This window comes from Candidatus Acidiferrales bacterium (assembly GCA_035515795.1).
In the GTDB taxonomy this organism is placed as follows: Bacteria; Bacteroidota; Ignavibacteria; order Kryptoniales; family JAKASW01; genus JAKASW01.
On sequence record DATJAY010000033.1, the window covers coordinates 1 to 26229 of the forward strand.

The window sequence follows — 26229 nt, forward strand, 5'->3', positions numbered from 1 at the left end:
TCAGAATGTTTATAATTCCTAAAACAGAGGACAGAGGAGGAACCGTTGTTTCTGTACCAGCAAGTTTTCATGGTCTAGATTTTGGTCTCAAGCATGAGCTATGAACTGTTCGAAAATATCCGCGGCGCAGAAGAACCGCAATCCTCGGTATCCGAAGAGCGGATTCTAAAGGTAAAAGATCTGTTGCGGCTTTCGAAGAGTGTTCTCGAGCGAAATTTCCCGGAAGTCATTGTCGAAGGAGAGATTTCGAATTTCAAGAAACACGTGCCGTCGGGGCATCTATACTTTACGTTAAAAGACGATGAAGCACAGGTCCGCGTGGTGATGTGGCGGTCTGATGCGGCCCAGGTGCGGTTCGACCTCGGCGACGGCATGAAAATTCTCGTTAAAGGAAAAATCTCTATCTATGAGCCGCGTGGAGATTTTCAATTGTACGCGTTAAGCATTTTGCCGGTGGGGCAGGGGGCGCTGCAGCTTGCGTTCGACCAGCTGAAGAAGAAGCTGGAGGACGAAGGACTCTTTAGCGAAGACCATAAGAAGCCGCTGCCCGAATTTCCGGAACGAATCGGCGTCGTCACTTCACTTGAAGGTGCCGCAATTCGCGACATCATCAGTATTATCAACAGGAGATTTCCTCTGGTGGAGCTTGTCATTTATCCTGTCAAGGTTCAGGGAGACGGTGCAGCGGAAGAGATAGCTGAAGCGATTGTTAATCTAAACAGGGTGTCGAATACCGATGTAATCATTGTTGGAAGAGGCGGAGGAAGTCTGGAAGATCTCTGGGCCTTTAACGAAGAGGTCGTGGCGCGCGCAATTTACGACAGCAGAATTCCGGTTATCAGCGCCGTCGGCCATCAGGTTGATTTTACGATCGCAGATTTTGTTGCGGACGTTCGGGCGGCAACTCCGAGTGCGGCGGCAGAATTGGTCGTGCCGGACAAGTTCAAAGTTCTCTACAGTGTGCAGTCACTGTTGCGCGGGATAACAAAGTCTGTCGAACAGAGACTGCACGAGCTCTCTCTGGAACTTGACAAATTAACTCATCATTATGCGCTCCGACAGCCTGCGTCGCTCGTTGATCAAAGATCGCAGTTTGTCGACGACTTGACGAGGAGAATGCAAGCTGAGACGGAACACTTCATTAAAGGAAGATATGAGAAATTAGCCTCCGTAATTTCACACCTTACTGCGCTTAGTCCTCAGGCAGTCCTGAAGCGGGGATATGCTTTCGTCGAGGGTTCGCGCGGTGTCATCGGATCGGTCAAAAAGATCGAAGTCGGAGAAAATGCAAAGATACATTTGCATGATGGAACGCTCGATTCACAAATCACAGGAAAATATGAGCAAGTCGAAGGTTCAGCTCGCAGGGAACGAGAAGGCTAAAGACGATCTAAGCTTCGAACAGGCTCTCAAGAGGCTGGAGGAGATCGTCGAAACTCTTGAAGCAGGTAACTCGCCTTTGGAAGAATCAGTCAAGCTATACGAGGAAGGCATGGCGCTCGCAAAGTCTTGCATGACGCGGCTGAACGAGGCTAAATTGAAACTGAAAAAAATTCAAAAAAAATCCGGCGGTGATATTGAAGAGATCGACCTTGAAGTACAATAGCGGGAAGTTCTGGGAACTACTAAGGCAACATAAATGGAATATAAATATCTTTATTCAATAGATTCTCCTGCGGATATTCGCAAGCTCAGCGTGAATGAGCTGAGGGTGCTTGCGCAGGAGATTCGCGAATTTCTCATAGACACGATTTCGAAAATCGGCGGTCACCTCGGATCAAGTCTTGGTTCGGTTGAGTTGACACTGGCGCTGCACTACGTTTTCGATACTCCAAACGACAGGCTCGTGTGGGACGTGGGACATCAAGGCTACATTCACAAGATTCTTACGGGAAGAAGAGATAATTTCCAGACGATAAGGTTGTTCCACGGCATAAGCGGATTTTTGAAACGGTCGGAGAGCCCCTATGATGTCTTCGGTGCCGGTCACGCCAGCACATCAATCTCGGCTGCACTCGGAGTGGCCACCGCTCGGGATTTCATGAATGAAAAATATAAAGTCATTGCTGTTATCGGTGACGGTGCCATGACGGGCGGCATGGCGTACGAAGGAATGAACAATACGGGCCTATTGAAAAAGAATCTTATCGTTGTATTGAACGACAACCGGATGTCGATTGCTCCAAATGTCTGGTCGATATCGAATTATTTCAGCAGCATTGCTGCCACAGGAGTTTATAATAGATTCAAGAGCAACGTCTGGGAACTTACGGGAAAGTTGGACTCGGTAGGCGATAGAATACGGAAGGCGGCGGCGAGACTTGAAACAGGGATGAAGGCCGTCGTTACGCCCGGGATGCTTTTCGAGGCGCTTGGATTCCGGTATTTCGGCCCGTTTAATGGGCATAACGTGGGACAGCTTGTCAAAACTTTTCGTGAAGTGAAAGATCTGAAAGGCCCCCTCCTGGTGCATGTGACGACCGAGAAAGGGAAAGGTTATTTGCCGGCGGAAGAAGACAAACAGAAATTGCATGGCGTGGTTGCATTTGACAAAGTTACGGGAACGCAATTCAAAAAAGATGGACCTCCGGCGCTCACGAAGGTCTTCGGCGAGGCTCTCGTTGAGATTGCAAAAAAGAACAAGAAAGTCGTCGGCGTGACCGCAGCGATGCCAGACGGGACCGGGTTGAATTTTCTGCAGAAGGAGCTTCCGGACCGGTGTTTCGATGTTGGCATTGCCGAGCAGCACGCGGTGACGTTCTGCGCCGGGATGGCCACCGAAGGATATATTCCGGTCGCGGCGATCTATTCTACTTTTCTCCAGCGGGCCTTCGACCAGATCATCCACGATGTCGCTCTTCAACACTTACATGTGGTTTTCGTTCTCGACCGCGGCGGACTTGTCGGTGCAGACGGGCCGACGCACCATGGAGCATTTGATTTGACGTATCTGCGTCTTGTCCCGGGAATGGTAGTCATGTCCCCGAAGGACGAGAATGAACTTCGGGATATGTTGTTGACTGCAGTGAATTACAAAGATGGACCGATTGCGCTGCGTTATCCTCGGGGCAATGCCATAGGATTACCTGCGAAAGAGATGTGTGAAATCCGGATAGGTAAAGGAGAGATTCTCAAGAAAGGCAGGGATGTCGCTATGCTCGCCGTCGGCATCATGGTGCAACATGCGGTGAAGGCGGCCGATCTGCTTGAGGCGAAAGGCGTAAGTGCTGAGGTTGTTAATATGCGTTTCATCAAGCCTGTGGATGTCGAGCTTGTGGGGGAAATTGCCGATAAATTCGACCAGATTGTGACCGTCGAGGACAACACCCTAAAAGGTGGATTTGGCAGTGCAATCATGGAGACTCTACAGGAAATCAAAAAGCCGCGCCAAGTTCTTACGCTCGGGTTGCAGGATACATTTATAGAACATGGAACGCCTCAGGAGTTGTACGAGCTTGTCGGGCTCGATCCTGAAGGGATCGCAAAAAAAGTAGAGCATTTCAACAAGGTTGAAGGAACAAAAAAGTCGATTATGGTTGGTGAATAGTCTATGCCTGGAATAAGATTGGGAGTTATCGGTGGTGGAGCAATTGCTCAGGTGATCCATCTTCCGCTGCTAAAAAAAATCGAAGGAGTGGAGATTGTTGCCCTCTCCGAGTTGAGCAAGCAGAGATTACAAATCCTCGGTCAGCAGCACGGCATTCAAAAGTTATATCCTGCTTTCGAAGATTTGCTGAAGGACCCCGAGATAGATGCAGTCGACATTTGCACATCCACCGACAGCCATTTTGAGGTTGCGATGAAGGCAATCAACGCGGGGAAAAATGTTCTCGTAGAAAAACCTCCGACCGTGAATCACGAGCAGTGCGAAGCTCTTGCGAAAGCTGCTGAAGAGAAAGGGAGGATTGTTCTTTCAGCAATGAACAACAGGTTTCGCTCTGATTTCATGATGCTTAAAAGCTACATCAGCGAAAAGCAGCTTGGCGACGTCTTCTATGTAAATGCGGCATGGCATAAGCGGGAACCAAGCACAAAAATGTATATCGATTCACGGCCGCAAACGAGGCGCGGGGTGATGCTCGATCTCGGAGTTGTACTTATCGATCTTGCCCTATGGTTGTTGAATTTTCCGAAAATAAGTGCGATAAATTCAGCTTTCTTCAGTCATAAATCAAAGTCCGCCGCGAAAAGAGACTCAACCTTAATAGGAAAAGCCGAGGACACTGCTCTGGTTACCATCCGTACAAAAGACGGTGCCATGGTACGGCTCGATGCAAGCTGGGGTCTTCAACAGCCGAACGAACATTTCCATTTCGAAGTCTATGGAACCAACGGGACTGCTACGCTCAGCCCGCTTGTTCTTCATCATAGAGTTAAAGATGAGCTTGTCAGCTTGACCCCGGTGCAGAATTCAAAATTTGAGAATGTTTTCAAACGAAGTTACGAGGCAGAACTTGCGAGTTTTGTTAGATATCTTGGCGGCGTGAAGTCGGATGTACCGACTATGCCCCAGATGTGCCAGGTTATGAAAGTCGTCGATGCATCTTATGTATCTGCGAAACGGGAAAACGCTGTGAAAGTTTAATGTCCCTCGTCGTTCTTCTCACCGATTTCGGGGTAAGAGATTATTTTGTCGGGGTCATGAAGGGCGTGATCGCTAAGATAAATCCCGACGTGAAGGTTGTCGACCTCACTCATGAAATTGAGCCCCAAAATGTTCGACAAGCAGCTTTTGCCTTGTGGGCATGCCGAAAATTTTTTCCGACAGATTCCATATTTGTAAACGTTGTCGATCCAGGCGTTGGAAGCAGCCGCAGAATAATTTGCGGAAGAATTGATGGGCAAATCTTTGTCGCTCCCGATAATGGCTTGCTTGATTACGTTGTGTCGGAAGCAAGGGAAATCGATCTTTACGAGGTAACGAATAAGAATTTTTTTCTGGTCTCGAAAGGAAGCACCTCCCTCGATGTTAGCTCTACGTTCCATGGCAGGGATATTTTTGCACCGACAGCCGCATACATATCACGCGGTACGAAGTTAGATGAGCTGGGGAAATTATTTGATTATCGGAGAGTTGCCCCATTTTACACTAACATAAAAAAAGGCGACAACGCTGGTGAGGTGGTCTATCGCGACGGGTTCGGAAACGTGTTCACAAGCTTTCTTTGGGACGATTCGCTCCTAAATGGAACTTCAAGCCTCAGGATCAATTCGAGGATCGTTTCGAAATTTGTCAGGACTTACTCGGAAGGCGTCTCTTCGCAAGACCGGGAGGAGCAAGAAAAGACAAAAGTGTCGACTCGGCACAAGCATGGCTCAGGAAAAGAGTTGATTTGCGTCAAAGGGAGCAGCGGCCTCGTTGAGATCGCCATCAACCTCGGTGATGCTGCGAAAATTCTGAAATCGGAAATCGGGCAAAAGGTCGTTCTCATATCAAAATGAATAGCACGAAGGAATAATTGAATACCGTCCCGTTCGTTATGGTATATGTTGTGTGCGGCGTGGATGAATAGCGGAATAACGCGATGATTACCAACGAAGAGTTAATTCTGCGCTGCATCCAACTGGCTCAAAAAGGGAAAGGGAGTGTAAGTCCGAATCCTCTGGTAGGCTGCGTCATTGTGAAGAACAACGGCATCATCGGTGAAGGTTATCACTCAAAATACGGAGATGCTCATGCTGAAGTAAATGCCATTCGTTCTTCGGCTGAAAGTGTCGAAGGCGCGGATGTTTATGTCAATCTCGAGCCATGTAATTTTTTCGGCAAAACTCCTCCGTGCACCGACCTGCTGATCGAAAAGGATGTCAGGAAAGTTTTTGTTGCGATGTTAGATCCTAATCCACGCGTAAATGGAAGCGGTGTAAAAAAATTACGGGAAGCCGGCATTGAAGTGGAAGTAGGCATCATGGAGCACCAGGCCCGTAAATTAAACGAGTCTTTTATTAAGTTTATTACGAAGAAAATTCCGTTTGCAGCTCTTAAGGTGGCCCAGTCATTTGACGGTAAAATCGCACTTTCCGGAAGAGGCAAGGGTAGAAAAAATGGGAAATCGAAATATATCACTTCGAAAGAGTCGCTTACGAAAGTGCATGAGCTCCGGGCGGAATATGACGCCGTTCTTGTCGGAGCAGGCACGATAAACGCCGACGATCCCGAATTGACCGTCCGCTTGGTGGGAGGAAGATCGCCGATAAAAATCGTTATCGACGGAAACTTATCATCCCCGGCCGAATCAAAAGTATTCGGCAGCGGAAGGACGATATTGTTCCATTCATCGAGGATGGACAAGGGCGCGAAGAAGGATCTGGCTAAGATCACGGCTTTAAAAGAACGAGGTGTCGAACTATTTTCCATGAAAGGCGATCCTCGCGGGATTATCGGGTTAAAAGACATCCTGCAAAAACTCGCCGCCTTAAACATTGCATCAGTGTTAGTTGAAGGCGGGGCATCAGTTTTCTCTCAGTTCATTGAATCAAAGCTTGCCGACAAGCTTCATCTTTTCATTGCTCCGAAAATTCTTGGATGCGGACTGAGTTTTGCCGATGACCTCGAATTGAAAGATTTGTCGAAGGCCCCGGTGCTGAAAGAGGTTGAAATTTCGCAACTGGGATCGGATTGCATGGTCACGGGATATTTCTAAGATTTCGTAGCAAAATTTAACGAAGGCCAGAAAATGTTCACGGGAATTATCGAAGAGGTGGGTGCTGTTAAACAGGTAGTTGGTTCTGCAAACGGCGCGCGAAAAGTCTTTATCGAATGCGGAAAAGTTTCTGATGATTTGAAAATTGGAGACAGCCTCGCTGTGAACGGGGTTTGCCTGACAATTGTTGAGAAAAGGAAGAACCGGGTTGCAGTTGAAGCAGTCGAAGAAACCGTGAAGAAAACAATGATAGGAAACTTAAGACCTGGAAGTTTTGTGAATCTGGAAAGATCGGTTCGGTTGAACGACCGACTCGGCGGACACCTGGTCCAGGGACACGTAGATTCTACCGCGAAAGTGATGTCGATTGAGAAATTGCCGATGGGCCGCATGTACCGTTTCAAGATTCATCATGCTCTGATGAAATATATTATTCCGGTCGGAAGTGTTTCTATAAATGGAGTCAGTCTGACTGTCGCTGAAAAGTTAACAGATTCTTTTAAGATTGCGATCATCCCGCATACTTTTGAGAATACTACTTTTAAATGCCTGCGGGTCGGCGACCTGGTCAATGTTGAAATTGACATGATCGCAAAATATGTGGAGACTCTTTTGCAGAAATAGAATGGCACGCAGGATTTTTTATCGCGTCGTGAACGATGGAAAGAATTTTATCTCAGGCGAAGAATGGGAGGAGATTCATTCTTTGCAGAGGTGGTATAATTCGGAATTTTTCTGGACGGGCGGCAAACTAAATTTCAAGCGCTTTGTCATTTTTCCGAATTATGAACTCGTCGGGGCAGCATCCGGAAAAATTCGTGAGGAGTTTTCTAAACTGGAGAAGACGGGGTATTCCGAAGAAGAAATCGTGGACAAGCTCGAGTCGCGAGGATTGATCATCGTGAAGCGCGGCGGTTATGAAGACGGCATGATAGGAAGCGGGTTCACGAGAGTCGCGGACAACGAATTCAACGCGTTCCTTGTGCTTGACTTCCTGGTCAAAGTTTCCTGCATTGCCACAACCTCTGCACTTGACGTATTTGACGAGGGGAGTTTTGTTAAAACTCATTCAATAAGCTTGAACAACGGGGGTGCGACTGTAAAAGATGTCGACCTTGCTCCGGAGGTCCTGGAAGAGATCAAATCAACTCGGAGAGTATTTGCTATCGTTAATCCCGACAAGTATGACGGGCACTCAGAGTTCACAAATTACGTTAACAATTTTAATGATCTCCGGGCCGATGAGCGCGCGAAAATTGTCGAAGATTGGAATTGGCTCGGACATGAAAGTAAAACAAGTTTCGATTTCAACGGTGACGACTTTTTCGGTTTCGATTTGAATAAAAAACTTCGTCATCTTTATTTCATATAGATAAGGAGGAAAAAATGAAGGTTACATTCTCCCGATCAGTTACAAGTATATGGACGGGATGCCGCAAAGCGGCAATAACACCATTGGTATTTCTACTACTTGGCGTAGTTTCTTGTGCCAGCGCTAAGATTACTCTCAAGGAAGGAGATACTGCCCCGGATTTTTCTTTGACAGGAAATGACGGAGAGATGCATAAGCTCAGCGACTTCAAAGGCCAATATGTGGTTCTATACTTCTATCCCAAGGACGAAACGCCGGGATGCACCACGGAAGCATGCAGTTTCAGAGACAACATATCCGACATAACTAAAACAGGCACGAAAGTGATCGGTGTGAGTGTCCAGGACGTCGCGTCGCACAAAGACTTTGAGAAGAAATACGGTCTCAACTTTCTTTTGCTCGCCGATACCGATAAGAAGGTTTCGAAAGACTACGGCGTACTGAACGAGACATGGGGAATGGACAACAGGGTGACGTTCATTATTGATCCGTCGGGAAAGATCGCAAAGATTTATCCGAAAGTGGATCCGGATGGTCACGCCAAGGAGGTTCTTTCCGAGTTGGAGACTCTTCAAAACAAGAATTAATGTTTATTCGCGGCCAATGGCCGATAGTTTTTGCTGTCGGCTGTGCGGCCGCGAGGTGCGTATTGCGGGTCATAAGCAAGAGAAGGAGAATAATTGCAGCCAATAAAATTAAAGAAAGTTAGCGAAGGAGAGATATTCGTAAAGTGGGACGATGATGAGGAATTCACGATGTCGCTGCAATATGTGAGGGATAGATGTCCTTGTGCTTCGTGCGCAGGGGAATCAGTGCTCTGGCGCGAGTACAAGCCGTCGCCATTGAAGATTCTCACACCGGGGAAATATGAATTGAAGACGGCAGAGGTCGTCGGCAATTACGCGATAGCACTTGCATGGGGCGACGGGCACAATACCGGATTATATGCGTTTGATTATTTGTATAAGATATGCAGAGAGGCGGTGCGGACTTCGGATGTGTAAAATAAAAACCATTGAGGTCTCTGAGACCTCAATGGTTTGACCATATTTATTTCTCAGGGATTTCCAACGCTAAAAACGCCTTCGTTTTATTCGAAGTCGTTACGCGGAAGAGCAATGCATCACCGGGCTTCCGGGTGCTTACTGCTTTCTCAAGATCGCCGGTGGATTTTATCGGCGTGTTGTCAACACTCGTAATCAGATCTCCTTGATGCAACTGGCGCTGGTCCGCTTCGCTTCCGGAAACCACATTGGTGACAATAACACCATGCTTCTCATCATATTTGTCCAAGGTTGACTTGTCGGCATCTTGCACGGACAACCCGAGAGACTCCAACGTGGTTGCCGTTGAGGATTCGTCCGGGTTGTTGGAAGCGAATTCTCCGCTATTCCGTTCCTTTAGCGTCACCGTCATATCTTGGGCTTTTCCGTCGCGGAGAATTTCAACATTCACCTTGTCATCCGGGCGATGTGATGCGACCATGGCCTGAAGCTGGTTGGCGTGATCAATTTTTTGCCCGTCAAATTTCACGATGACGTCTCCCGGTTTAATGTCCGCCTTCTCCGCCGGTGAATTGCTCTCCACGGTCTGAACTAACACCCCTGTCGGATCCTTCATGCCCAGAGCCTTCGCCATCGTTTGGTCAACATCTTGAATCTGTACCCCGATGTATGGACGGACCACTTTGCCGTGATCGATTAGATCCTTCGCGACTTTTTCGGCGATGTTAATCGGGATTGCAAAACCATATCCTTCGTAAGTCCCGGTGTTTGTCGCAATGGCAGTATTGATTCCTACAACCTGTCCGTGAAGATCGACAAGGGGACCGCCGCTGTTGCCCGGATTGATAACGGCATCGGTCTGTATGAAGTCTTCGATGCCGTATTGATTGCGGATAATGTTTATGTTGCGTCCCAGCGCACTTATGATTCCCTGGGTCACCGTGTAATCCAGGCCCATGGGATTTCCGATCGCTACTACCCATTCACCGACATGAACGCTGTCGGAATTCCCGAGGGAAACGATCGGAAGGTTGTCTCCGTTTATTTTTATTACCGCCACGTCCGTTGTGGGGTCGCGCCCGATCAGCTTTGCGTCGAAGGTCCTTTTATCAAGAAGGGTAACTTTGATTCCATCATGGTCCGCTTCCTGTACGACGTGATTATTCGTGATGATGTAACCGTCGTTATTTACAATTATTCCCGAACCTATCGCATGTTCTGGAGAAGGTTTTGGAGTCGGCATATTGAAATTATGAAACGGGAAATCGGGTCCGAAGAAAAATTTGAACATATCGTTCGGCTGATTCTGATCGTTCGGAACGTTAACCGCTTTCGGAGTTGCAGTTACCTGGATTTGAACCACTGCGGGAGTGACCGCATTCGCGACCGAAACGAATGTGTTGCTCAATTCTTCCGCTACGGGCGAAACCTGCGAGATCGGAGGAGTCGACGCCCCCAGCTTGACATCCTTTTCAGAGCTGCTGAACTTTCCGAATGACAATCCCATTGTCAAAGCAAAGACGATTGCTATTATACCGAGTGCCCCGGCTCCATAGACGACTCTTCTTTTCATTACTTCTGCCATATCTTTTTCTCCTTTACTTTTCTGCTGATAATATTGCGTTTCGGGAATGAAGCGGCAATTAAAACAAGATGAAAATATTTTCACCTGATCGCAGGTGTGGAGGCACAGAAGAATTGAAGAGGATCTTTCCTCTATGTGATGTTGCCGCCCAGCGCGTTCGTTATTGGATTTGAAAAAAATGTCGATAGACTCTATATTTTAAAGCTAAAATCACTTGACAAAAAGAATGGGATCATGAACGAAGGAAAAATCGTACAGATAATCGGGCCTGTCATTGACATCGAATTTGGAGGTGGCAGTCTTCCTAAAATTTTTAATGCACTGAATATTCCGAGGAAAAATAGCGACGGCGAGGATGACATACTTGTGGCCGAGGTGGAACAGCATCTGGGCGAGGATACAGTCCGCACAGTTGCGATGGATTCGACCGACGGTTTGGTTCGCGGAATGAAAGTGGTCGACACCGGTGGTCCTATAATGGTCCCCGTCGGTCCGAATGTCCTCGGAAGAATGATAAATGTGATAGGCAAACCGATCGACGGTCAGGGTAAGCTTGAAACAAAAGAGGAATATCCGATTCACAGGCCTGCTCCGAGATTTGAAGACCTGAACACACAGAGAGAAATGTTCGAGACTGGCATCAAAGTCATCGATTTGCTGGAGCCGTACTCACGCGGCGGAAAGACCGGACTGTTCGGCGGGGCAGGTGTCGGAAAGACTGTTATCATACAGGAACTGATCCATAATATCGCGACACAGCACGGAGGCTATTCGGTGTTCGGCGGCGTGGGCGAAAGGACGCGCGAGGGAAACGATCTTTGGCTTGAAATGAAAGAGTCCGGGGTCATCAGCAAGACCGCGCTCGTCTTCGGCCAGATGAACGAACCGCCCGGCGCACGGCAACGCGTAGGTTTGACTGCGCTGACTCTCGCAGAATACTTCCGCGATTCGGAAGGAAAAGACGTCCTTCTGTTCATAGACAACATTTTCAGATTTACTCAAGCAGGCTCGGAAGTCTCCGCGTTGTTGGGACGTATGCCTTCCGCTGTTGGTTATCAACCGACTCTTGCCACTGAAATGGGCGCATTACAGGAGCGGATCACTTCTACGAAGCGAGGTTCAATAACTTCAGTGCAAGCCATTTATGTTCCCGCGGATGATCTGACCGATCCTGCCCCGGCAACGACATTTAGCCACCTCGATGCCACGACGGTCTTGAACCGCGACATAGCGGCACTCGGACTCTATCCTGCGGTTGATCCGCTCGATTCAACGTCCAGAATTCTCGATCCTCTGATCGTAGGCGACGATCACTACAATGTTGCGAAGAAGGTGAAAGAGATTCTTCAGACTTACAAAGATCTACAGGATATCATAAACATTCTTGGGATCGACGAGCTTTCTGATTCCGATAAATTAACTGTAGCGAGAGCGAGAAAGATTCAACAATTCTTATCGCAACCTATGTCCGTAGCAGAGGCGTTCACGGGAAGACAGGGAAAATATGTTAAGCTTGCCGATACCATTGCCGGCTTCAAGGCGATTATCGAAGGCAGATGCGACGAATGGCCCGAAAGTGCGTTCTTCATGGTTGGAACGCTCGACGAAGCGGAAGAGCAGGCAAAGAAACTTCAGGCGGTTTAAGAGAGTGAAAAGTGAGCAAGCTGGGAGAGTCTAAGGTGGTTCCTCCAGAACAGGAAGCCTTGGCACATGGGAAATTGTTCAGGCTTGAAATTGTAACCCCGCAAAAGAGCGGTTTCTCCGGTTATGTCGAGTCATTTGCCGCTCCCGGCGCGATGGGAGGATTTCAAGTACTTCACGATCATGCGCCGCTCCTTACTATAATTTCAATCGGTGAGGTTAGGTTGAGAGATCAAGGCGGTAATGAATCTATCTATTCAACGAGCGGCGGCTTCGTCGAGGTCGGTAACAACAATGTCACCTTCCTGGCGAATACGATCGAAAGAAAAGATGAAATTGATGTAGAACGTGCGAAGGCCGCAAAAACGCGTGCCGAGGACAGGTTAAGAAGGAAGGAGCATGATACCGATATTGAAAGAGCCCGTACGGCGCTTGCTCGCGCGACGAACCGGTTGAGAATTGCGGATGCACTTTAAACCTATCATGAAGTTCATAATTGAAGCTTCTCCAGATTTTCAATTAACGGAGATCGAAGGCGGCCGGTAGCCTTTAGCTTCTTTGACTTTTTTGGGACTCTATTCAAGATTAATTTTGTTGTAAAATAAAGACGATTGCGACATTTTTCTTACATACTTATTAGTGCCACTATTGCGTTGACGGTTTTTGCCGGGTGTGCCAGCTTGGATCAATCGGAGAAAACGTCTGAGGCAGAGACTGCCCAACCTGACTTGATTGCCAGCGACCAGAACTATCGGGCTGCCATGGATCACTTCATTGATGGGAACAAGAACGACGTTCAGGGCGAATTCGCACAAGCAATTCTCGACTATCAGGATGCGCTCCGGTTTTACCGTGATGCTACGATACTGGATGCCATGGCACAAGATTACATGAGGCTCGGGAAATCCGATATGGCGATTGAAAAAGCGCATGAGGCCGTTGCACTGGACCAGCAAAACTTGATTTACCGCCGGACGCTTGCGCAGGCATTTTTGTCGGAGTATGAGGCCGATAGCGCAAGGAATGAATATTCGAAGATTCTTTCGATCGATAGTACGCAGGTGGAAGATTTAGTTATGCTCGCGCAGCTCTATCAGCGAAGCAATCCGGAAAAATCGGCAGAGCTTTACGAGCAAGCACTGAAGCTGAATGGCCCAGATATTCCAACGATGATGCAGCTTGTCGGGATTTATAATTCCATGAACAAGTTCGACAAGTCGATCAGCGTCCTTCAGAACATGTTGAAGGTCGACCCATCCAACGAAGCCATCAAAGAAACTCTTTCTGAGCTTTATCTTCAAACGGACAAGAACCAGGAGGCGTTGAGTATCATCAGGGATTTGATGCGCACTCACGGCGATGACTTTAATTTGAAGGCAAGAGCGGCAACTGTTTATCTGCGCATGAAGGACTTCGGTAAAGCCGACAGTTTGCTCGATTTGATTTTTACATCCGATTCGAGCAGGGCAGATGCGAAATTTGCAATAGCTCAATTCTACCTCGATGAGATGCAGCATGACTCTGCAGTGGTCCCTTTTGCTCAGCAAATATTCAACAGGCTCATCCTGCTGTATCCCAAAGACGCACGCACATATTTGGTGGCAGGCTTGGGAGCTTCATACTCGGGCAAAGATTCGCTCGCGGAAGTTTATCTGGATAAATCGATCTCGATCGATTCCACCAACGAAAATTCCTGGAATGCCATCGCGGTTCTCTATTATCAAAAAAACAATTTTGATAAAATGGCGGGTATGATGGCACGTGCCGTAGAAATTTTCCCTCAGGATTTCAGGATAAACCTCTTTTACGGACTCGCGCTGAATCGTGCCGGGAAAAACTCCGAAGCGGTCAAGCCGCTTGAGAAAGCCGTCTCGCTGAAACCCACCGACATGGATGCGCTGAGCACCATCGCCCTGGTATACGAAGCCTTGAACAGATATGACGACGCCTATCGAATATATGAGACCGCTCTCAAGATTGACGGGAAGAACTCACTCATTTTGAATAACTATGCTTACAGTCTGTCGGAGAGAGGACTCGAACTTGACAAGGCATTGAAGATGGCACAGCTTGCCGTGCAGCTTGAACCGAAGAACAGTGCTTATCTGGATACGATCGGATGGGTCTATTTTAAACTCGGTGATTACAAGAATGCAGAATCTTACATCAAAGAGGCGCTGACTCTCAGGACGGAACCGGGCGACGGTTCGCCGGCAACCCTCGAAGAACATCTCGGTGACGTTTATGCAAAGATGGGTAATGTGAAAGAAGCGGTCAGGTATTGGGAAAAGGCTCTCGGACACAACCCTCAGAGCTCGGAGCTCAAAGAAAAAATAGCGAAAGCAAAATCGTGATCAGATTTGCCGGTCTTTCGATGGCTTTCCTGTTCGCGGCTTGTTCCACGATGCATTACGTAGCGATGACTAATGTGACGGCCGAGGATGTTGCCCGCAGCATCGGGGAGCAGTCGGAGTCTTTGCACCTGTTCACCTCGAACGGGTATGGAGATTTCAACACTCCTCAAGGCGAGTATAGCGCCCGATTCGATATCTCCGTCAGGAGGCCATTCACCACGAACATTCGGCTTTACGGACCCTTCGGAATTAAAGTGGCGCAGGCGAGGCTGAGCTCGGACACAATGCTGGTTTACAACAGCCTCAACAACGAAGTGTTTGTCGGAAAGCCTACGGAAGAAAATCTGAGGCGCTTTCTGGTTGTTGCAGCGGACGGAGCGTCATTATCAGATATTCTGCTCGGCTTGATGGCTCCCCTCACGCATTTAGACAGCTCGCAGGCCTCTTCGCGGTTTGAAGGGGGACATTTGAATTTCGTTTATGCAAACAGAGACACCGTCGAGAATTATACCGTCGATGAAGAACACATGCGAACCATCGGGTATGAGGAGATGGTTAACGGCGGAACCATATTAAGAATAACGTACTCAGATTTCACGAATGTCAATAACATTTACTTTCCGAAAACAATATTCTTTGAAGACTTAAAGCACAGCATCTCTGCAAAACTGTTTTATCAGGACATTGCTTTAAATGAAAAAGATGAAGTTCAAATAACCGTCCCGGCAGATGCTAAAGAAATCTTTCTTAACTAGCGCCGTTTCCGCTTTCATCTTAGTCTCGGGGGTTTTGATGTCCATATCATCCGGACAGGAGAAGCCGAAGCTTAATACGAAGAAGCAGGAGCTCCAGCAGCTTCGCGGGAACATAAAACTCTACCAGAAAGAGATCGAGGAAAGCACAAAAAAAGAATCCTCATCTCTCGAAACGCTCGATAGACTTGAGAAACAGAATCTCCAGGCTCACCAGACAATAAAGAGAATCTCCGATCAGATATCAGCGAATTCAAGAAATGTCGGAAACATAGAAAATCAAATTCAGTTCGCGGGCAACAAGCTATCTTATCTCTCAAACGAGTATGCGCACTTTGCGCGGAGTTTTTATGAACGTGGTACGATGCATGATCTGGAGCTCATTCTTACGGCTTCCTCGGTAAATGAGATGTTGATTCGTTACGAATATTTAAGACGGTTCTCAGAGCAGACAAAAGCCGATATGGCTTCGATATCTTCCGAACGGGATAAACTCTCTCAATTGAGAGAGCAGCTTCACCAGCAGTTGAATCGGCAGGAGAATTTTCTCGCACAGAAGAATACCGAGGAAGGCAAATTGTCATCGCGGATCAAGGAGCAAAAGGACTTGATAACAGTTCTTCGGAAGAACAAAGAAGTATACGCAGAACAGTTGAAGAGGTCTCAGGACGCTGCGGCGGAGCTTGAAAAATTGATTCAGACCCTGATTGCCGAGGAGGAAGAAAAAAAGAAGCAGGAAGCCAGGCTGGCGGCAAAAAAGATAAATGAATCCAATCCTCCGGCGACTTCCGAACCTGTGAATGAGAGCGAAAGGTCCGAAATCAAGGGCCGGCTGCCATGGCCTGTTTCAAACGGCAGGATAGTCGCAAAATTCGGAGAACATGAGAATCCGGTATTGAAAACCGTAACCCTGAACTACGGAATTGATATTGCCGTTAAGGAAAATTCAGAGGTTAAAAGCGTCGCCGATGGAGAAGTCTCCAGAATATTTTGGCTGCCTTCGTACGGGAATCTGGTAATCATAGATAACTATAAAGGCTTGCGTACGGTCTATTCTCACCTCGCCGATATTTTCGTCAAAGAAGGCGACAAGGTAAAAGCGGGAGAGGCCATCGGGACAGTGGGAGAATCTCTCAGCGGTTCGGTTCTCCATTTTGAAGTCTGGCTGGAGAAGGACAAACAGGATCCTGAGACGTGGCTAAGCAAAAAGTAGAACACGTGTCAACGAAAGTCAGGGTGTTTTATTCCTTCTTTTTCATTCCTCTCATGCAGTTTCTTTTCTTTGTGTCGTCCTTTTTCAATTCAAAAGTGAGGCGCGGTTACCGCGGAAGAAAAAATCTTTTTTCTGATCTGGAAAGAAAACTTTCTACAGTTCCAGAGGGTCCTAGAGTATGGTTCCACGCGTCTTCTCTCGGTGAGTTTGAACAGGCAAAACCGATCATTGAAATTCTCAAGAAATCGGGGTATAGAATCATCGTTTCATTTTTTTCGCCGTCGGGGTATGAGCACTCGCAGAGATATCCGAACGCCGATGTCGTCACGTATATTCCGCTGGACAATAAGAAGAATGCCGCAAGATTCGTTAACCTTGTCAAGCCGCGCGTAATGGTGGTGATGAGATATGATTTGTGGATGAACCATATACTCGCCGCGAAAGAGTCAGGCGCGAAGGTTATTGTTGCCGACGCAACGTTCTCGATGAAGCTTCTGCATCGAGCGCGGTTCTTGAAAGATTTTTACAGGCAGCTCTACCGACTTGCGGATTCAATACTCACTACCACTTCTGAAAACAAAAAAATGTTCGATTTCTTCCTGGGTTCAAATGAAACTTCGGTCGTCGGCGATACGAGGTTTGACCGCGTCCATGGCAAAAGCGTTTCTAATAATGTCGGCGATGTTATCCCGATAAAGATTGATAAATCCAAACGTATCGTAATGATCCTCGGAAGCACCTGGCGCAGTGATATGGATATCGTCGGCGATGTGGTCAGCAGACTTTCAAAAGAGTATTCCAATTTATCGGTGATAATAGTCCCGCATGAGCCGACCGTCGAAGAAATTAGAAAGCTTAAGTCGCAATTTTCCGACGCCAGGGTATTCTCGGAAGCAGACAAATCCCAAATTGACGGTGCACCGGTTCTGATTGTGGATCGAGTCGGGATATTGACTCAGCTCTATGTCCTTGGTGACATCGCTTACGTTGGAGGCGGCTTCGGTGCCGGCATTCACAGCGTGCTTGAACCTGCAGTGTACGGCATGCCGATAATTACCGGTCCCCGCATCGAACGATCAGACGAGGCGATGGAGTTGATGCAAAATGGTGCACTGTTCTTCGTAAAGAATTCTGCCGGCGCTTATGAGATCATGCTCAAGATGGTACAGAACGAATCAGCGCGAAAAAAAGCGGCGAAAATCGCGAGAGAATTTGTGGACAAGAACATCGGTGCCTCTTCCGTCGTGGCGGAGCAGATCATGAGGTTTTGTCCCGAAGTAATCAATTCGGACGGCGGTTGAACTTTTAAAAGGTTCAGACAACCTTTCTAGATTGAAGACGATGCCAAGCGGAAGTGAATTCGTGATCCGGGTTGCAGCCTCGCTGGGGAAGAAGTTAATATTTGAGAAGTGGATAGAATTGCTGTACGATGTTTGTGAATCAAGGGATGAGAGCCGTACCTTCGAGGAGCTTGCGTTTGAAGCGAAGAGCTTTCGGAGATTGATGCGGTTGTTGAAGTCTGGCATTTCAGATAGGGAAGCAAGGGAAAAGGTCGAGACCGAAATTCAAAACACGCTCAAAAGGTTTTCTGCTCTTGTCGAAAGCGCATCTACAGATTTCAAAGAAAGCGAGAGAGAGCAGTTCGAAATTCAATTTTTCGGATCGGCGTCAAGCTCATTTGAAAACCTGACGAAGCTTCTGGATGATTTTTCTAGAATAAAAGACTTTTATCTCATGAAGCGAGATTCGGGAGAAAGACGCTGAAGAGGGGATTGGATACCGGGTCGAAATCGACGGTCACGTTTGAAGTCGATAAAAATATGACAGCCGACTTCGAAGGAAAGAGGATTCATGACGTTCTCTCGACGTTCCATCTCGTATATTATGCGGAGCTCGCCGTCCGGAAAATGATTGAACCGTTTCTCGAAGATGGTGAGGAAGCGGTAGGTTTCGAAATAAATCTGAAGCACCTCAGGCCGGCAAAAATCGGCGATAGAGCGGAAGTGACCGCGACGCTAATCAAGAAGGACGGAAAGAAATTGGTTTGCGAAATAGAAGCCGTCAATTCCAAAGAGAAAATCTGAATCGGCTCACAGACGCAGGTTTTGATTAGGAAAGGTGATCTTGATTAAGCCTGTGATGTTTCTGAAACCTTCGCGAGATTCGACGAAAGCATTTCTTCCGCTATTTCGTCGCAAACCGTATATCCGCTTCTTGTCAGGAGAATCTTGTGGTCTGACAATTCAGCATAGCCGTTCTTCTTCAAATCCAAAATGAAGCAAGGATCCAGGCGGATCTTGAATTTCTCATCCAAATCTTTCAGATCTATTTTTCCCTGCCGGAGCTGAAGCATTACGAACTCATCGATGAGTTGATTCTCGGTCAACTTCTCCTTTGCCGAGACCGGAAGTCTGTTTTCTGAAAGCTCGGAGATATATTTGCCTAAGCTTGAGACATTCCACCATCTTGTCTTGTTCAAAAAGGAATGCGCGCTCGGACCGAAACTCAAATACTCCTCACAGTTCCAGTATTTGAGATTATGCCTGCATTGAAATCCCGGCCGCGAGTAATTCGATATTTCGTAATGTTCGTAGCCGTTTTCCTCCAGGAAAGACATCGTAAGCTGGTACATCTCCGCTTCGATTGATTCGTCGAGAGGTTTTACCTGTCCTGACGCGACAGAGCTGAAAAGCGGCGTGCCCGGTTCAACGATCAAGTTGTACGCCGAGATGTGGGCAGGATTCAACGCGACCGCCTTTTCAAGATTGGTAGCGACTCTATCTATGGACTGCCCTGGAATACCGTAAATGAGATCGAGATTTATATTTTCGAATCCGCACTTTCGCGCAAGCATGAGTGCCTCAACCGCTTGCCGCGAATCGTGGATGCGCGAAAGAAATTTCAGCTCATCGTCGAAAAATGACTGCACTCCGAAACTCAGGCGATTAACGCCGAGATGTCGATAACCCGACAGCGATTCCTCGGTGACTGTACCAGGATTACATTCAACCGTGAATTCCGCTTCGGCAGAAATGTCAAAGTGTTTGTGGAGCGTTTCGAGTATTGAACCTATTTCCGCCGGTGATAGAAGGGAAGGAGTCCCGCCGCCGAAAAAAATTGTATCGGCTTCGTATCGCTGTGAGAGGTTCTCGGAGGATAGTTTTATTTCCTTGACAAGAGAAGACAGGAAAGCCTTCTGCTGCGATTGATTCTCCACTGAGTAGAAATCGCAATAAAAGCATTTCTTTTCGCAGAAGGGGACGTGAATATAGATCCCTACGGCCGCCGAATGCCCACCTATTTCACCAGAATGCCGATTCGATTCCATGCTATCGATGCAATTTTACTCGGTATGTCGTAGAACGGAATATTCGGATCCCACGACCAGTATACAATCATTGCCTTTCCGATAATGCTCTGTTCCGGGACGAATCCCCAAAACCTGCTGTCGAGACTGTTCTCGCGATTGTCTCCCATCATGAAGTAATAATTTCGCTCGATGGTGTAAGTCTTGACAGGGCTGCGGTCCACAAGCACGTGCGAGCCTGAAAGCTCACATGAATGTCCCTCACGCTCGATGAACGTCTGCCACTTCGGGAATGATGTCTCATCAAGTTTTATGATGTCGCCTTTTTTGGGAACTACTATCGGCCCGTAATAATCTTGATTGAAGTCGGACCTTTTCGGGAAAATTCCAGGATCGGGGTAGCCATCAGGATAAACTGCCGCGGTTTCGAATTTAGTATCGGGCGGGAAAGGAATTATCACGTGATTAACAAAAAGAACGCGGGCCTTTATCTGAACGGTGTCTCCCGGTGTGCCAATGCAGCGCTTGACGTAGTTTTCATGATCATCCGGTTTCACCTGGTCCCTGTATCCGGGCCAGTCAAATACCACGATGTCGCCCGTCTTCGGATGAGCGAACGCCGGCAACTGGAAAAAAGGGATGCTGATGTCTGTGAAAGGAAAATACTGAGGAGACTTCGCTCCGTAGATGAACTTATTTGCGAAAACAAAATCGCCGGTCATCACGGTATTTTCCATCGAGCCGCTCTGGACGCCGTAACCCTGAACGACAAAAGTAGTGAGGAGCAGGACAATTATGACGGGAGAAACATAAGTGCCTATCCAACCATTGGAATTCTCGTCGCGTCGTCCTTTTTTAAACTTGAGTTTCATAATTACTTCTCTTGACTCTCTAGTTTATCAGCATTCCAATTCTGCTGAACTGGATGCTTCCTAATTTTGCGAAGACATCGTAGAACGGGATATCCGGGTTCCACGACCAGTATACTATCATGGCTTCACCGACTATATTTTGGTACGGTACAAATCCCCAGAATCTGCTGTCGAGACTATTTTCCCTGTTATCACCCATCATGAAGTAGTAATTTCGTTTCACCGTGTATTCGGCGGAAGGTTTGTCGTCGACAAAAACCGTCTCACCTCGTAAATCACAAATGTGTCCTTCGCGCTCGATGAAGATGCGCCACTTCAAATAGTTTCTTGTACTCAGATGAATCACATCGCCCTTTTTGGGAACGACGATCGGTCCATAATAATCCTCATTGAAATCCGATCCCTCCGGAAAAATTTGGGGGTTCGGATAACCTTTCGGAAGATTGGAAACGGTTTCGAATTTTACGCCCGATGGATATGGAACAACTTGTCCGTTCACATACACGACCCGATTCATCACCTGGATGGTATCTCCCGGAAGGCCGATGCACCTTTTGATGTAATTCGTCGGCTCGGATGCTTTCACCTGATCTCTGTCCCCCGGCCATTCGAAGACGATGACGTCGCCGCGTCGTGGATACCTGAGTGTGGGAAGCTGGAAATAAGGAAGTGAGACGTCGGTGAAGGGGATATATTGCGGACTTTTGGAGCCGTAGATGAATTTATTTACCAGAAGAAAATCTCCTACGAGAAGCGTGTTTTCCATCGAGCCAGTCGGTATCCTGTATGCTTCGACGACGAACACTTTCAAAAGCAAGGCGGCAATGATCGCGAAGACCAGACCTTCAATTGAATCTTTGAGTTTTTTCTTCTGAGGTTTTGGTTTTGCTGTTGTGGTCTGTCCCGACTTTCCGGAACGGGCCGATGCTGGTTGACTCAATTTTTATTCTCCATTTCGGTTGCCAGTTATCAGTCTTCGGTTTTCATCTGGGTATGCCTGAGAACTGGCAACTTTCTTAAATTCAATCTTCGTCATTCAATGATAACACGGCAAGGAACGCTTCTTGCGGAACTTCTACTCTTCCAATTTGTCTCATGCGCTTCTTGCCTTCCTTTTGTTTTTCAAGAAGTTTTCTTTTCCTAGTGATGTCGCCGCCGTAACATTTCGCGAGAACGTTCTTCCTGATCGGCGAAATACTTTCGCGGGCAATCACTTTGCTTCCGATCGCGGCCTGCACGGCAACTTCGAAAAGCTGTTTCGGAATCAGCTTGCGAAGCCGCGAGCAGAGTTTCCTTCCCCAATCGTAAGCCTTATCGCGATGCACCACGGATGACAGGGCATCCACAACATCGCCGTTCAAGAGTATGTCCAGCTTGACGAGCTCCGATTCGCGGTAATCTAGATATTCGTAATCGAACGATGCATATCCGCGTGTCAGCGATTTCAGCTTATCGAAAAAATCGAATACAATTTCTGCCAGTGGAAGCTCGAATCTTATGTCGGCTCGTTTTGGGTCGATATACGTCGTGTTCTTGTAAACTCCTCGTCGGTCCATGCAAAGCTTCATCACGTTGCCAATATATTCAGACGGACAAATGATCTGTGCGGTTACATACGGCTCCTCGATGTGATCGATCTCGGCCGGCGCGGGCATGTTTGCAGGATTGTCTACAAGGACCGTATCACCCGTACTCTTCACGACCTTATATTCGACGTTCGGAACTGTCGTGATGATTGTCTGGTTGAATTCCCGCTCGAGCCTCTCCTGGACAATTTCCATGTGGAGCAATCCGAGGAAGCCGCACCTGAACCCGAAGCCGAGTGCAGTCGATGTTTCCGGTTCGTAGACTAATGCTGCGTCATTTAACTTGAACTTTGCCAGCGCATCTCTCAGTTCTTCAAAGTGTTCGCTCTGTGCAGGATACAATCCGCTGAATACCATCGATTTTACTTCACGATAGCCGGGAAGAGGTCCTGCAGCAGCATTATCGACCTCCATCACGGTGTCGCCGACGCGGGTCTCGGTGAGTTCTTTGACCCCTGCAATGAGGTAGCCGACATTTCCGGCCTCGAGCTCGCCGGTAGGTACGCGGTCCATTTCAAGTATCCCGACTTCTTCCGCGAGAAATATTTTGCCTGTCTTGTGGAACAAAACTCTGCTGTTTGTGCGCAGCGAGCCGTCTACGATTCTTATGTACGTCACCACTCCGCGATACGAGTCATACTTTGCGTCGAAGATCAGCGCGCGGAGCGGAGACTCCGAATTACCCGCAGGTGCAGGAATCCTCTGAACGACGGATTCGAGGACATCTTCAATTCCTATTTTTGCCTTTGCACTCGCGAGAAGTATTTCGTCCTCTCTGCAGCCGATCAGATCGACAAGCTGTTTCCTGACATCGTCTATCATGGCACTGGGAAGGTCGATCTTGTTTATCACGGGAACAATTTCGAGTCCCGCATCGATTGCCATATAAACGTTGCTTATCGTCTGCGCCTCAACTCCTTGCGATGCGTCGACGACGAGGATTGCGCCTTCACATGCGGCGAGCGATCGGGAGACTTCGTAGGAGAAATCGACGTGGCCCGGCGTGTCGATCAGATTGAGCGTGTAAGAGTTTCCATCGCGCGCTTTGTACTTCATCTGGATGGCATGGCTCTTTATCGTGATGCCGCGCTCGCGTTCGAGAGGCATGTCGTCGAGAATTTGATCGACCATTTCCCGTTCGGTGATCGTGCCCGTGTGTTCGAGCAGCCTGTCCGCGAGAGTCGATTTTCCGTGGTCTATGTGGGCTATTATGCAGAAGTTTCTGATAAGCTTCGGAGAGAGACTCATTATTGTTTTGTTAATTCATCACATCCATTCGCGTATCAATATACGCACCGGGCCGCGTTTTATCAATTTACGAAAAGGGAAGATGGTGGAGATTTGCAGACTTTGATATGTTCAGCTTCGCGTCCCCAAGAACGCTTGACAATACTTTACGGGTATGCTACATTTTAGCCGAGGCAAGATTAGGAATGATGTCGGAAGGGACAATTTCGGGAGGTGCACGGAAACGAGACCGGGATGTTCAAAGACCTGCAGCGAAAATTGAATTTGCGAACGTACTCACACAAGAAGCGTAATAATGTAATACTCTTTTTGTCCATATACGGGCATAATAACGTAATACGTAATTACAGTAGTTGTCTGCCACCTCCTTGAGATGATTTGAAAGAAAGGACGGATCGTATGAAAGGATTTTGGCTGCTCTGTTTTGCTTCTATAGGCATATTGCTATTCGCCAGCCGTTCTCAAGCGCAGGATACCACCGTTGACCTGCGTGTTCGCGTTATGATGACTTCTTCAGGGCTCTTGGGCGATAGCCTTTTTGCCGATGAGTATCCCAATGATATCCAATTCAGAAGTGCCGCTAGGTTTGTCAATCGTATAATGGCTTATGGGGGAGCATTCAAGGTCTGGATTGGCCCGCGTGGTTGGACTGGTTCCAGTGCTTGCGGAGCTGATGGAAACGTTTGGGTTGACTTAAATCCTCAGAATGGAACAGACAGCACAGGGCCATATATCCATTATTGGGAAATACCTGCGTGTGCAGGCTGTATTTTCAGCGCGGCAGCCCCATACTTCCCTGACGCAATGCGTGGATGGAACCTTGATTTCAATCGAGATGGGAAGATTCCAATCAAAGTTCCGCACGGTCTCAAGATTACCTCGGTATCGCCGACGCTCATAACTTACACCCTTCCAGACTCGAACGGTCTAAAGGTGGAAGGAGTTGCGTATTACAATAGCGGCGGAGAAGACTCCGATGCCTCATTCTCCAGTGCTGAGTTTGCGATGCCTGCCAAAGACTCCGTTCTGACGAGCTTTCTATTGAAGACCTTCATTCAACGTGAGGGCTTGAAGTGACGTATCGCGGCGCGGCGGCGGCAGATAACAACGAGAAAAGAGAAGCTCGAATATTGTATATGATGGTGCTCGCTTCACGGCGCACACATAATAGGCTGCGAGGAGTGCGCCGCGACTCTTTTCTCGCGGACGTTAGGTGACATTGGCTAAGGGCTTCACTAATGAGAAATGGTTCTAAGAAAGACGGACTTGATTGGATGGAGGCTACAGGCTTCAGTATATCCAAAGACCGTCCAGGCTTGACGGCTGCAAAACATGACTCGATTCCAACGGATGCGGGCAAGCGCATCTATATGGTGAAAGAGGACCTTAAAGATTATCGAGGTCATGGAGTTCTCCTATACTTTGCGGATTGGTCTGTGTGGCCCTCAGGCGAGTGGTTCCCGCTGTTCGAGCGATTGCAGTCTGCATGCAAATTGGAGGGCAGATTGATAGATAAGCCATCGTACTTCTTCGGTGCGAATGAATACGATGATATGCTGAACTTCGTGATGATCGGTGTCATTTTTCTATGGGACTTGTATGTGATGTCAGACGATGGTCGAGTCGTATTCTACTCGCATGACGAAATGAGAGATATTGGTGAAAGGGCTTTAGATGGGCACGCCAACGTCACCTAGAAACCAGAAAGAAGACACTGATCATGGTATATGATATCGAGTCGCTTCATGGCGCGAAGCGCGCCACGACTTTTTCTGTGATGGACATCGGGTGTCATTGGTTTGTGTTCGCGCTCATAAACAAAGGAGAATCCTATGAAAACTAGTCTTCTATTACTTTTGACCGTCGTATCATTCGGATGTCAGAGCAACCCGCCTCAATATATTGCAGTCAATGGGACTGCAACTGTCAAAGTTCCAGTTGATTACTTTGAGGTTCGTATCTCGATCAGGAACCAGAATGCAGACTTGAATAAGGCGAATGAACAAAATAAGGCGTTAGTGATGAAGATGTTTGGCATCCTAAAGAAGTTCTCTATCACGGACTCTGACTTTGTGACGAAAACCAGCGAGACCACAGAGAGCCTTCTCCCGTCATATTTGAGGTATGATCTGGAAAAACATATACCTGGAATTGAATATGCGGGGGACCTGATTCTCCGGAATACTGCAGACTACGACGCTTTGTTCAAGGAACTGATTGCGCTCGGCAACGTAGAGGTTGGGGTTTATAATTTTGGTTCTTATGATATCAAGAAGTACAAGGAAGAGTCGTATCAGCAGGCTGTCATTGATGCCAAGCGGCGTGCAGAACTTTTACTTTCTGGTACTGGAAGCAAGGTTGGAAAAATATTCAAACTTCTTCAAGATGGGCAAGATAGATATAAGGAATACGACGATATTGAAGGACTCTTATCCTCTAGACAAGCCTTGACTAGAACAGCGGCGATGCTTGCCTTGCCGATGCCTAATACTTTTAGGAAAAAATATTTCGATCAGACCGCCGCTGTCACGGTTATCTATGAAATTGAGTAGCCTGGTACACTACCTTCATGCTTTGATGCGCAATGCATTGAGTGCACGATAGGAGGAAAAAAGTGAATCTCCGTTGTATATTCAAGAAGATTAGTTAACTCC

General features: G+C 47.6%; 27 protein-coding genes. 22 read left to right on the plus strand and 5 right to left on the minus strand.

What is annotated here, in order from left to right; all coding sequences use genetic code 11:
* The first annotated feature begins 93 nt into the window (after positions 1 to 93).
* From xseA to VLX91_12885, 10 genes are all read left to right on the plus strand, one after another.
* Positions 94 to 1383: an exodeoxyribonuclease VII large subunit gene (xseA, locus tag VLX91_12840; protein HUI31092.1), complete on the plus strand. Its 1290-nt coding sequence runs from the start codon at positions 94 to 96 to the stop codon at positions 1381 to 1383.
* On the plus strand, positions 1340 to 1606 hold the full coding sequence (gene xseB / locus VLX91_12845; protein HUI31093.1) for an exodeoxyribonuclease VII small subunit: 267 nt from the start codon (positions 1340 to 1342) through the stop codon (positions 1604 to 1606). Before xseA ends, xseB begins: the two co-directional genes overlap by 44 nt.
* Positions 1607 to 1639: 33 nt before the next feature.
* Positions 1640 to 3547, plus strand: a complete 1908-nt coding sequence (gene dxs / locus VLX91_12850) for a 1-deoxy-D-xylulose-5-phosphate synthase (protein HUI31094.1) — start codon at positions 1640 to 1642, stop codon at positions 3545 to 3547.
* Positions 3548 to 3550: 3 nt separating this feature from the next.
* Positions 3551 to 4585: a Gfo/Idh/MocA family oxidoreductase gene (locus VLX91_12855; protein ID HUI31095.1), complete on the plus strand. Its 1035-nt coding sequence runs from the start codon at positions 3551 to 3553 to the stop codon at positions 4583 to 4585.
* Positions 4585 to 5442, plus strand: a complete 858-nt coding sequence (locus VLX91_12860; GenBank protein ID HUI31096.1) for an SAM-dependent chlorinase/fluorinase — start codon at positions 4585 to 4587, stop codon at positions 5440 to 5442. The genes VLX91_12855 and VLX91_12860 overlap by 1 nt, the downstream gene beginning before the upstream one ends.
* Positions 5443 to 5525: 83 nt before the next feature.
* Complete coding sequence (gene ribD, locus VLX91_12865; GenBank protein ID HUI31097.1) at positions 5526 to 6641, plus strand: bifunctional diaminohydroxyphosphoribosylaminopyrimidine deaminase/5-amino-6-(5-phosphoribosylamino)uracil reductase RibD; 1116 nt, start codon at positions 5526 to 5528, stop codon at positions 6639 to 6641.
* A 33-nt stretch (positions 6642 to 6674) separates the two neighbouring features.
* On the plus strand, positions 6675 to 7265 hold the full coding sequence (locus VLX91_12870) for a riboflavin synthase (protein ID HUI31098.1): 591 nt from the start codon (positions 6675 to 6677) through the stop codon (positions 7263 to 7265).
* Position 7266: 1 nt separating this feature from the next.
* Positions 7267 to 8013 carry a hypothetical protein gene (locus VLX91_12875; GenBank protein HUI31099.1) on the plus strand — a complete coding sequence of 249 codons (747 nt, stop codon included), beginning with the start codon at positions 7267 to 7269 and terminating at the stop codon, positions 8011 to 8013.
* Positions 8014 to 8027: 14 nt separating this feature from the next.
* Positions 8028 to 8600 (plus strand): peroxiredoxin, encoded by a 573-nt coding sequence (locus VLX91_12880; GenBank protein ID HUI31100.1) that lies wholly within the window; start codon positions 8028 to 8030, stop codon positions 8598 to 8600.
* Positions 8601 to 8693: 93 nt separating this feature from the next.
* Positions 8694 to 9017 (plus strand): DUF971 domain-containing protein, encoded by a 324-nt coding sequence (locus VLX91_12885; GenBank protein ID HUI31101.1) that lies wholly within the window; start codon positions 8694 to 8696, stop codon positions 9015 to 9017.
* 46 nt (positions 9018 to 9063) lie between these two features.
* Here VLX91_12885 and VLX91_12890 read toward each other — a convergent pair whose 3' ends face one another.
* Positions 9064 to 10602 (minus strand): Do family serine endopeptidase, encoded by a 1539-nt coding sequence (locus tag VLX91_12890; GenBank protein HUI31102.1) that lies wholly within the window; start codon positions 10600 to 10602, stop codon positions 9064 to 9066.
* A 234-nt stretch (positions 10603 to 10836) separates the two neighbouring features.
* Between VLX91_12890 and atpD the strand changes: the two genes are divergently transcribed.
* The 8 genes from atpD to VLX91_12930 all read left to right on the plus strand — a co-directional run bounded on the left by atpD (position 10837) and on the right by VLX91_12930 (position 18646).
* A complete protein-coding gene (gene atpD / locus VLX91_12895; GenBank protein HUI31103.1) occupies positions 10837 to 12246 on the plus strand; it encodes a F0F1 ATP synthase subunit beta in 1410 nt (469 codons plus the stop codon).
* Between the two features lie 11 nt (positions 12247 to 12257).
* Entirely contained in the window at positions 12258 to 12719 is a 462-nt protein-coding gene (locus VLX91_12900) for a F0F1 ATP synthase subunit epsilon (protein HUI31104.1), read from the plus strand.
* Between the two features lie 135 nt (positions 12720 to 12854).
* Complete coding sequence (locus tag VLX91_12905) at positions 12855 to 14597, plus strand: tetratricopeptide repeat protein (protein HUI31105.1); 1743 nt, start codon at positions 12855 to 12857, stop codon at positions 14595 to 14597.
* Between the two features lie 20 nt (positions 14598 to 14617).
* Positions 14618 to 15352: a DUF4292 domain-containing protein gene (locus VLX91_12910; GenBank protein HUI31106.1), complete on the plus strand. Its 735-nt coding sequence runs from the start codon at positions 14618 to 14620 to the stop codon at positions 15350 to 15352.
* Between the two features lie 37 nt (positions 15353 to 15389).
* Complete coding sequence (locus tag VLX91_12915) at positions 15390 to 16562, plus strand: peptidoglycan DD-metalloendopeptidase family protein (GenBank protein ID HUI31107.1); 1173 nt, start codon at positions 15390 to 15392, stop codon at positions 16560 to 16562.
* The gene (locus VLX91_12920) at positions 16544 to 17863 is read left to right on the plus strand and encodes a glycosyltransferase N-terminal domain-containing protein (protein ID HUI31108.1); all 1320 of its coding nucleotides are present in this window, start codon (positions 16544 to 16546) and stop codon (positions 17861 to 17863) included. The genes VLX91_12915 and VLX91_12920 overlap by 19 nt, the downstream gene beginning before the upstream one ends.
* A 40-nt stretch (positions 17864 to 17903) precedes the next feature.
* The gene (locus tag VLX91_12925; protein HUI31109.1) at positions 17904 to 18326 is read left to right on the plus strand and encodes a hypothetical protein; all 423 of its coding nucleotides are present in this window, start codon (positions 17904 to 17906) and stop codon (positions 18324 to 18326) included.
* 8 nt (positions 18327 to 18334) lie between these two features.
* A complete protein-coding gene (locus VLX91_12930; protein HUI31110.1) occupies positions 18335 to 18646 on the plus strand; it encodes a hotdog domain-containing protein in 312 nt (103 codons plus the stop codon).
* A gap of 44 nt (positions 18647 to 18690) precedes the next feature.
* Here the strand turns inward: VLX91_12930 and hemW are convergent, their stop codons facing one another.
* The 4 genes from hemW to lepA form a co-directional block, all read right to left on the minus strand.
* Entirely contained in the window at positions 18691 to 19890 is a 1200-nt protein-coding gene (gene hemW, locus VLX91_12935; protein HUI31111.1) for a radical SAM family heme chaperone HemW, read from the minus strand.
* Complete coding sequence (gene lepB / locus VLX91_12940) at positions 19860 to 20741, minus strand: signal peptidase I (GenBank protein ID HUI31112.1); 882 nt, start codon at positions 20739 to 20741, stop codon at positions 19860 to 19862. Before lepB (VLX91_12940) ends, hemW begins: the two co-directional genes overlap by 31 nt.
* A 19-nt stretch (positions 20742 to 20760) precedes the next feature.
* Positions 20761 to 21681, minus strand: coding sequence for a signal peptidase I (lepB, locus tag VLX91_12945; GenBank protein ID HUI31113.1), 921 nt, complete (start codon positions 21679 to 21681; stop codon positions 20761 to 20763).
* A gap of 82 nt (positions 21682 to 21763) precedes the next feature.
* On the minus strand, positions 21764 to 23575 hold the full coding sequence (gene lepA / locus VLX91_12950; protein HUI31114.1) for a translation elongation factor 4: 1812 nt from the start codon (positions 23573 to 23575) through the stop codon (positions 21764 to 21766).
* A 399-nt stretch (positions 23576 to 23974) separates the two neighbouring features.
* On the opposite strand from lepA, the gene VLX91_12955 reads away from it, so the two are divergent.
* From VLX91_12955 to VLX91_12970, 4 genes are all read left to right on the plus strand, one after another.
* Positions 23975 to 24652 carry a DUF4850 domain-containing protein gene (locus tag VLX91_12955; GenBank protein ID HUI31115.1) on the plus strand — a complete coding sequence of 226 codons (678 nt, stop codon included), beginning with the start codon at positions 23975 to 23977 and terminating at the stop codon, positions 24650 to 24652.
* A 161-nt stretch (positions 24653 to 24813) separates the two neighbouring features.
* Positions 24814 to 25272, plus strand: coding sequence for a hypothetical protein (locus VLX91_12960; protein ID HUI31116.1), 459 nt, complete (start codon positions 24814 to 24816; stop codon positions 25270 to 25272).
* 23 nt (positions 25273 to 25295) lie between these two features.
* The gene (locus VLX91_12965) at positions 25296 to 25418 is read left to right on the plus strand and encodes a hypothetical protein (GenBank protein ID HUI31117.1); all 123 of its coding nucleotides are present in this window, start codon (positions 25296 to 25298) and stop codon (positions 25416 to 25418) included.
* Positions 25408 to 26127 (plus strand): SIMPL domain-containing protein, encoded by a 720-nt coding sequence (locus VLX91_12970; GenBank protein ID HUI31118.1) that lies wholly within the window; start codon positions 25408 to 25410, stop codon positions 26125 to 26127. Before VLX91_12965 ends, VLX91_12970 begins: the two co-directional genes overlap by 11 nt.
* The last annotated feature ends 102 nt before the right edge of the window (positions 26128 to 26229 follow it).

What these genes read in the sequence shown, in the direction of transcription:
- xseA (HUI31092.1), top strand. Translation starts at nt 94, where the DNA reads ATGAGCTATGAACTGTTCGAAAATATCCGCGGCGCAGAAGAACCGCAA.
- xseB (HUI31093.1), top strand. Translation starts at nt 1,340, where the DNA reads ATGAGCAAGTCGAAGGTTCAGCTCGCAGGGAACGAGAAGGCTAAAGAC.
- dxs (HUI31094.1), top strand. Translation starts at nt 1,640, where the DNA reads ATGGAATATAAATATCTTTATTCAATAGATTCTCCTGCGGATATTCGC.
- VLX91_12855 (HUI31095.1), top strand. Translation starts at nt 3,551, where the DNA reads ATGCCTGGAATAAGATTGGGAGTTATCGGTGGTGGAGCAATTGCTCAG.
- VLX91_12860 (HUI31096.1), top strand. Translation starts at nt 4,585, where the DNA reads ATGTCCCTCGTCGTTCTTCTCACCGATTTCGGGGTAAGAGATTATTTT.
- ribD (HUI31097.1), top strand. Translation starts at nt 5,526, where the DNA reads ATGATTACCAACGAAGAGTTAATTCTGCGCTGCATCCAACTGGCTCAA.
- VLX91_12870 (HUI31098.1), top strand. Translation starts at nt 6,675, where the DNA reads ATGTTCACGGGAATTATCGAAGAGGTGGGTGCTGTTAAACAGGTAGTT.
- VLX91_12875 (HUI31099.1), top strand. Translation starts at nt 7,267, where the DNA reads ATGGCACGCAGGATTTTTTATCGCGTCGTGAACGATGGAAAGAATTTT.
- VLX91_12880 (HUI31100.1), top strand. Translation starts at nt 8,028, where the DNA reads ATGAAGGTTACATTCTCCCGATCAGTTACAAGTATATGGACGGGATGC.
- VLX91_12890 (HUI31102.1), bottom strand. Translation starts at nt 10,602, where the DNA reads ATGGCAGAAGTAATGAAAAGAAGAGTCGTCTATGGAGCCGGGGCACTC.
- atpD (HUI31103.1), top strand. Translation starts at nt 10,837, where the DNA reads ATGAACGAAGGAAAAATCGTACAGATAATCGGGCCTGTCATTGACATC.
- VLX91_12910 (HUI31106.1), top strand. Translation starts at nt 14,618, where the DNA reads ATGGCTTTCCTGTTCGCGGCTTGTTCCACGATGCATTACGTAGCGATG.
- VLX91_12915 (HUI31107.1), top strand. Translation starts at nt 15,390, where the DNA reads ATGTCCATATCATCCGGACAGGAGAAGCCGAAGCTTAATACGAAGAAG.
- VLX91_12925 (HUI31109.1), top strand. Translation starts at nt 17,904, where the DNA reads ATGCCAAGCGGAAGTGAATTCGTGATCCGGGTTGCAGCCTCGCTGGGG.
- hemW (HUI31111.1), bottom strand. Translation starts at nt 19,890, where the DNA reads ATGGAATCGAATCGGCATTCTGGTGAAATAGGTGGGCATTCGGCGGCC.
- lepB (HUI31112.1), bottom strand. Translation starts at nt 20,741, where the DNA reads ATGAAACTCAAGTTTAAAAAAGGACGACGCGACGAGAATTCCAATGGT.
- lepA (HUI31114.1), bottom strand. Translation starts at nt 23,575, where the DNA reads ATGAGTCTCTCTCCGAAGCTTATCAGAAACTTCTGCATAATAGCCCAC.
- VLX91_12955 (HUI31115.1), top strand. Translation starts at nt 23,975, where the DNA reads ATGAAAGGATTTTGGCTGCTCTGTTTTGCTTCTATAGGCATATTGCTA.
- VLX91_12960 (HUI31116.1), top strand. Translation starts at nt 24,814, where the DNA reads ATGAGAAATGGTTCTAAGAAAGACGGACTTGATTGGATGGAGGCTACA.
- VLX91_12965 (HUI31117.1), top strand. Translation starts at nt 25,296, where the DNA reads ATGGTATATGATATCGAGTCGCTTCATGGCGCGAAGCGCGCCACGACT.
- VLX91_12970 (HUI31118.1), top strand. Translation starts at nt 25,408, where the DNA reads ATGAAAACTAGTCTTCTATTACTTTTGACCGTCGTATCATTCGGATGT.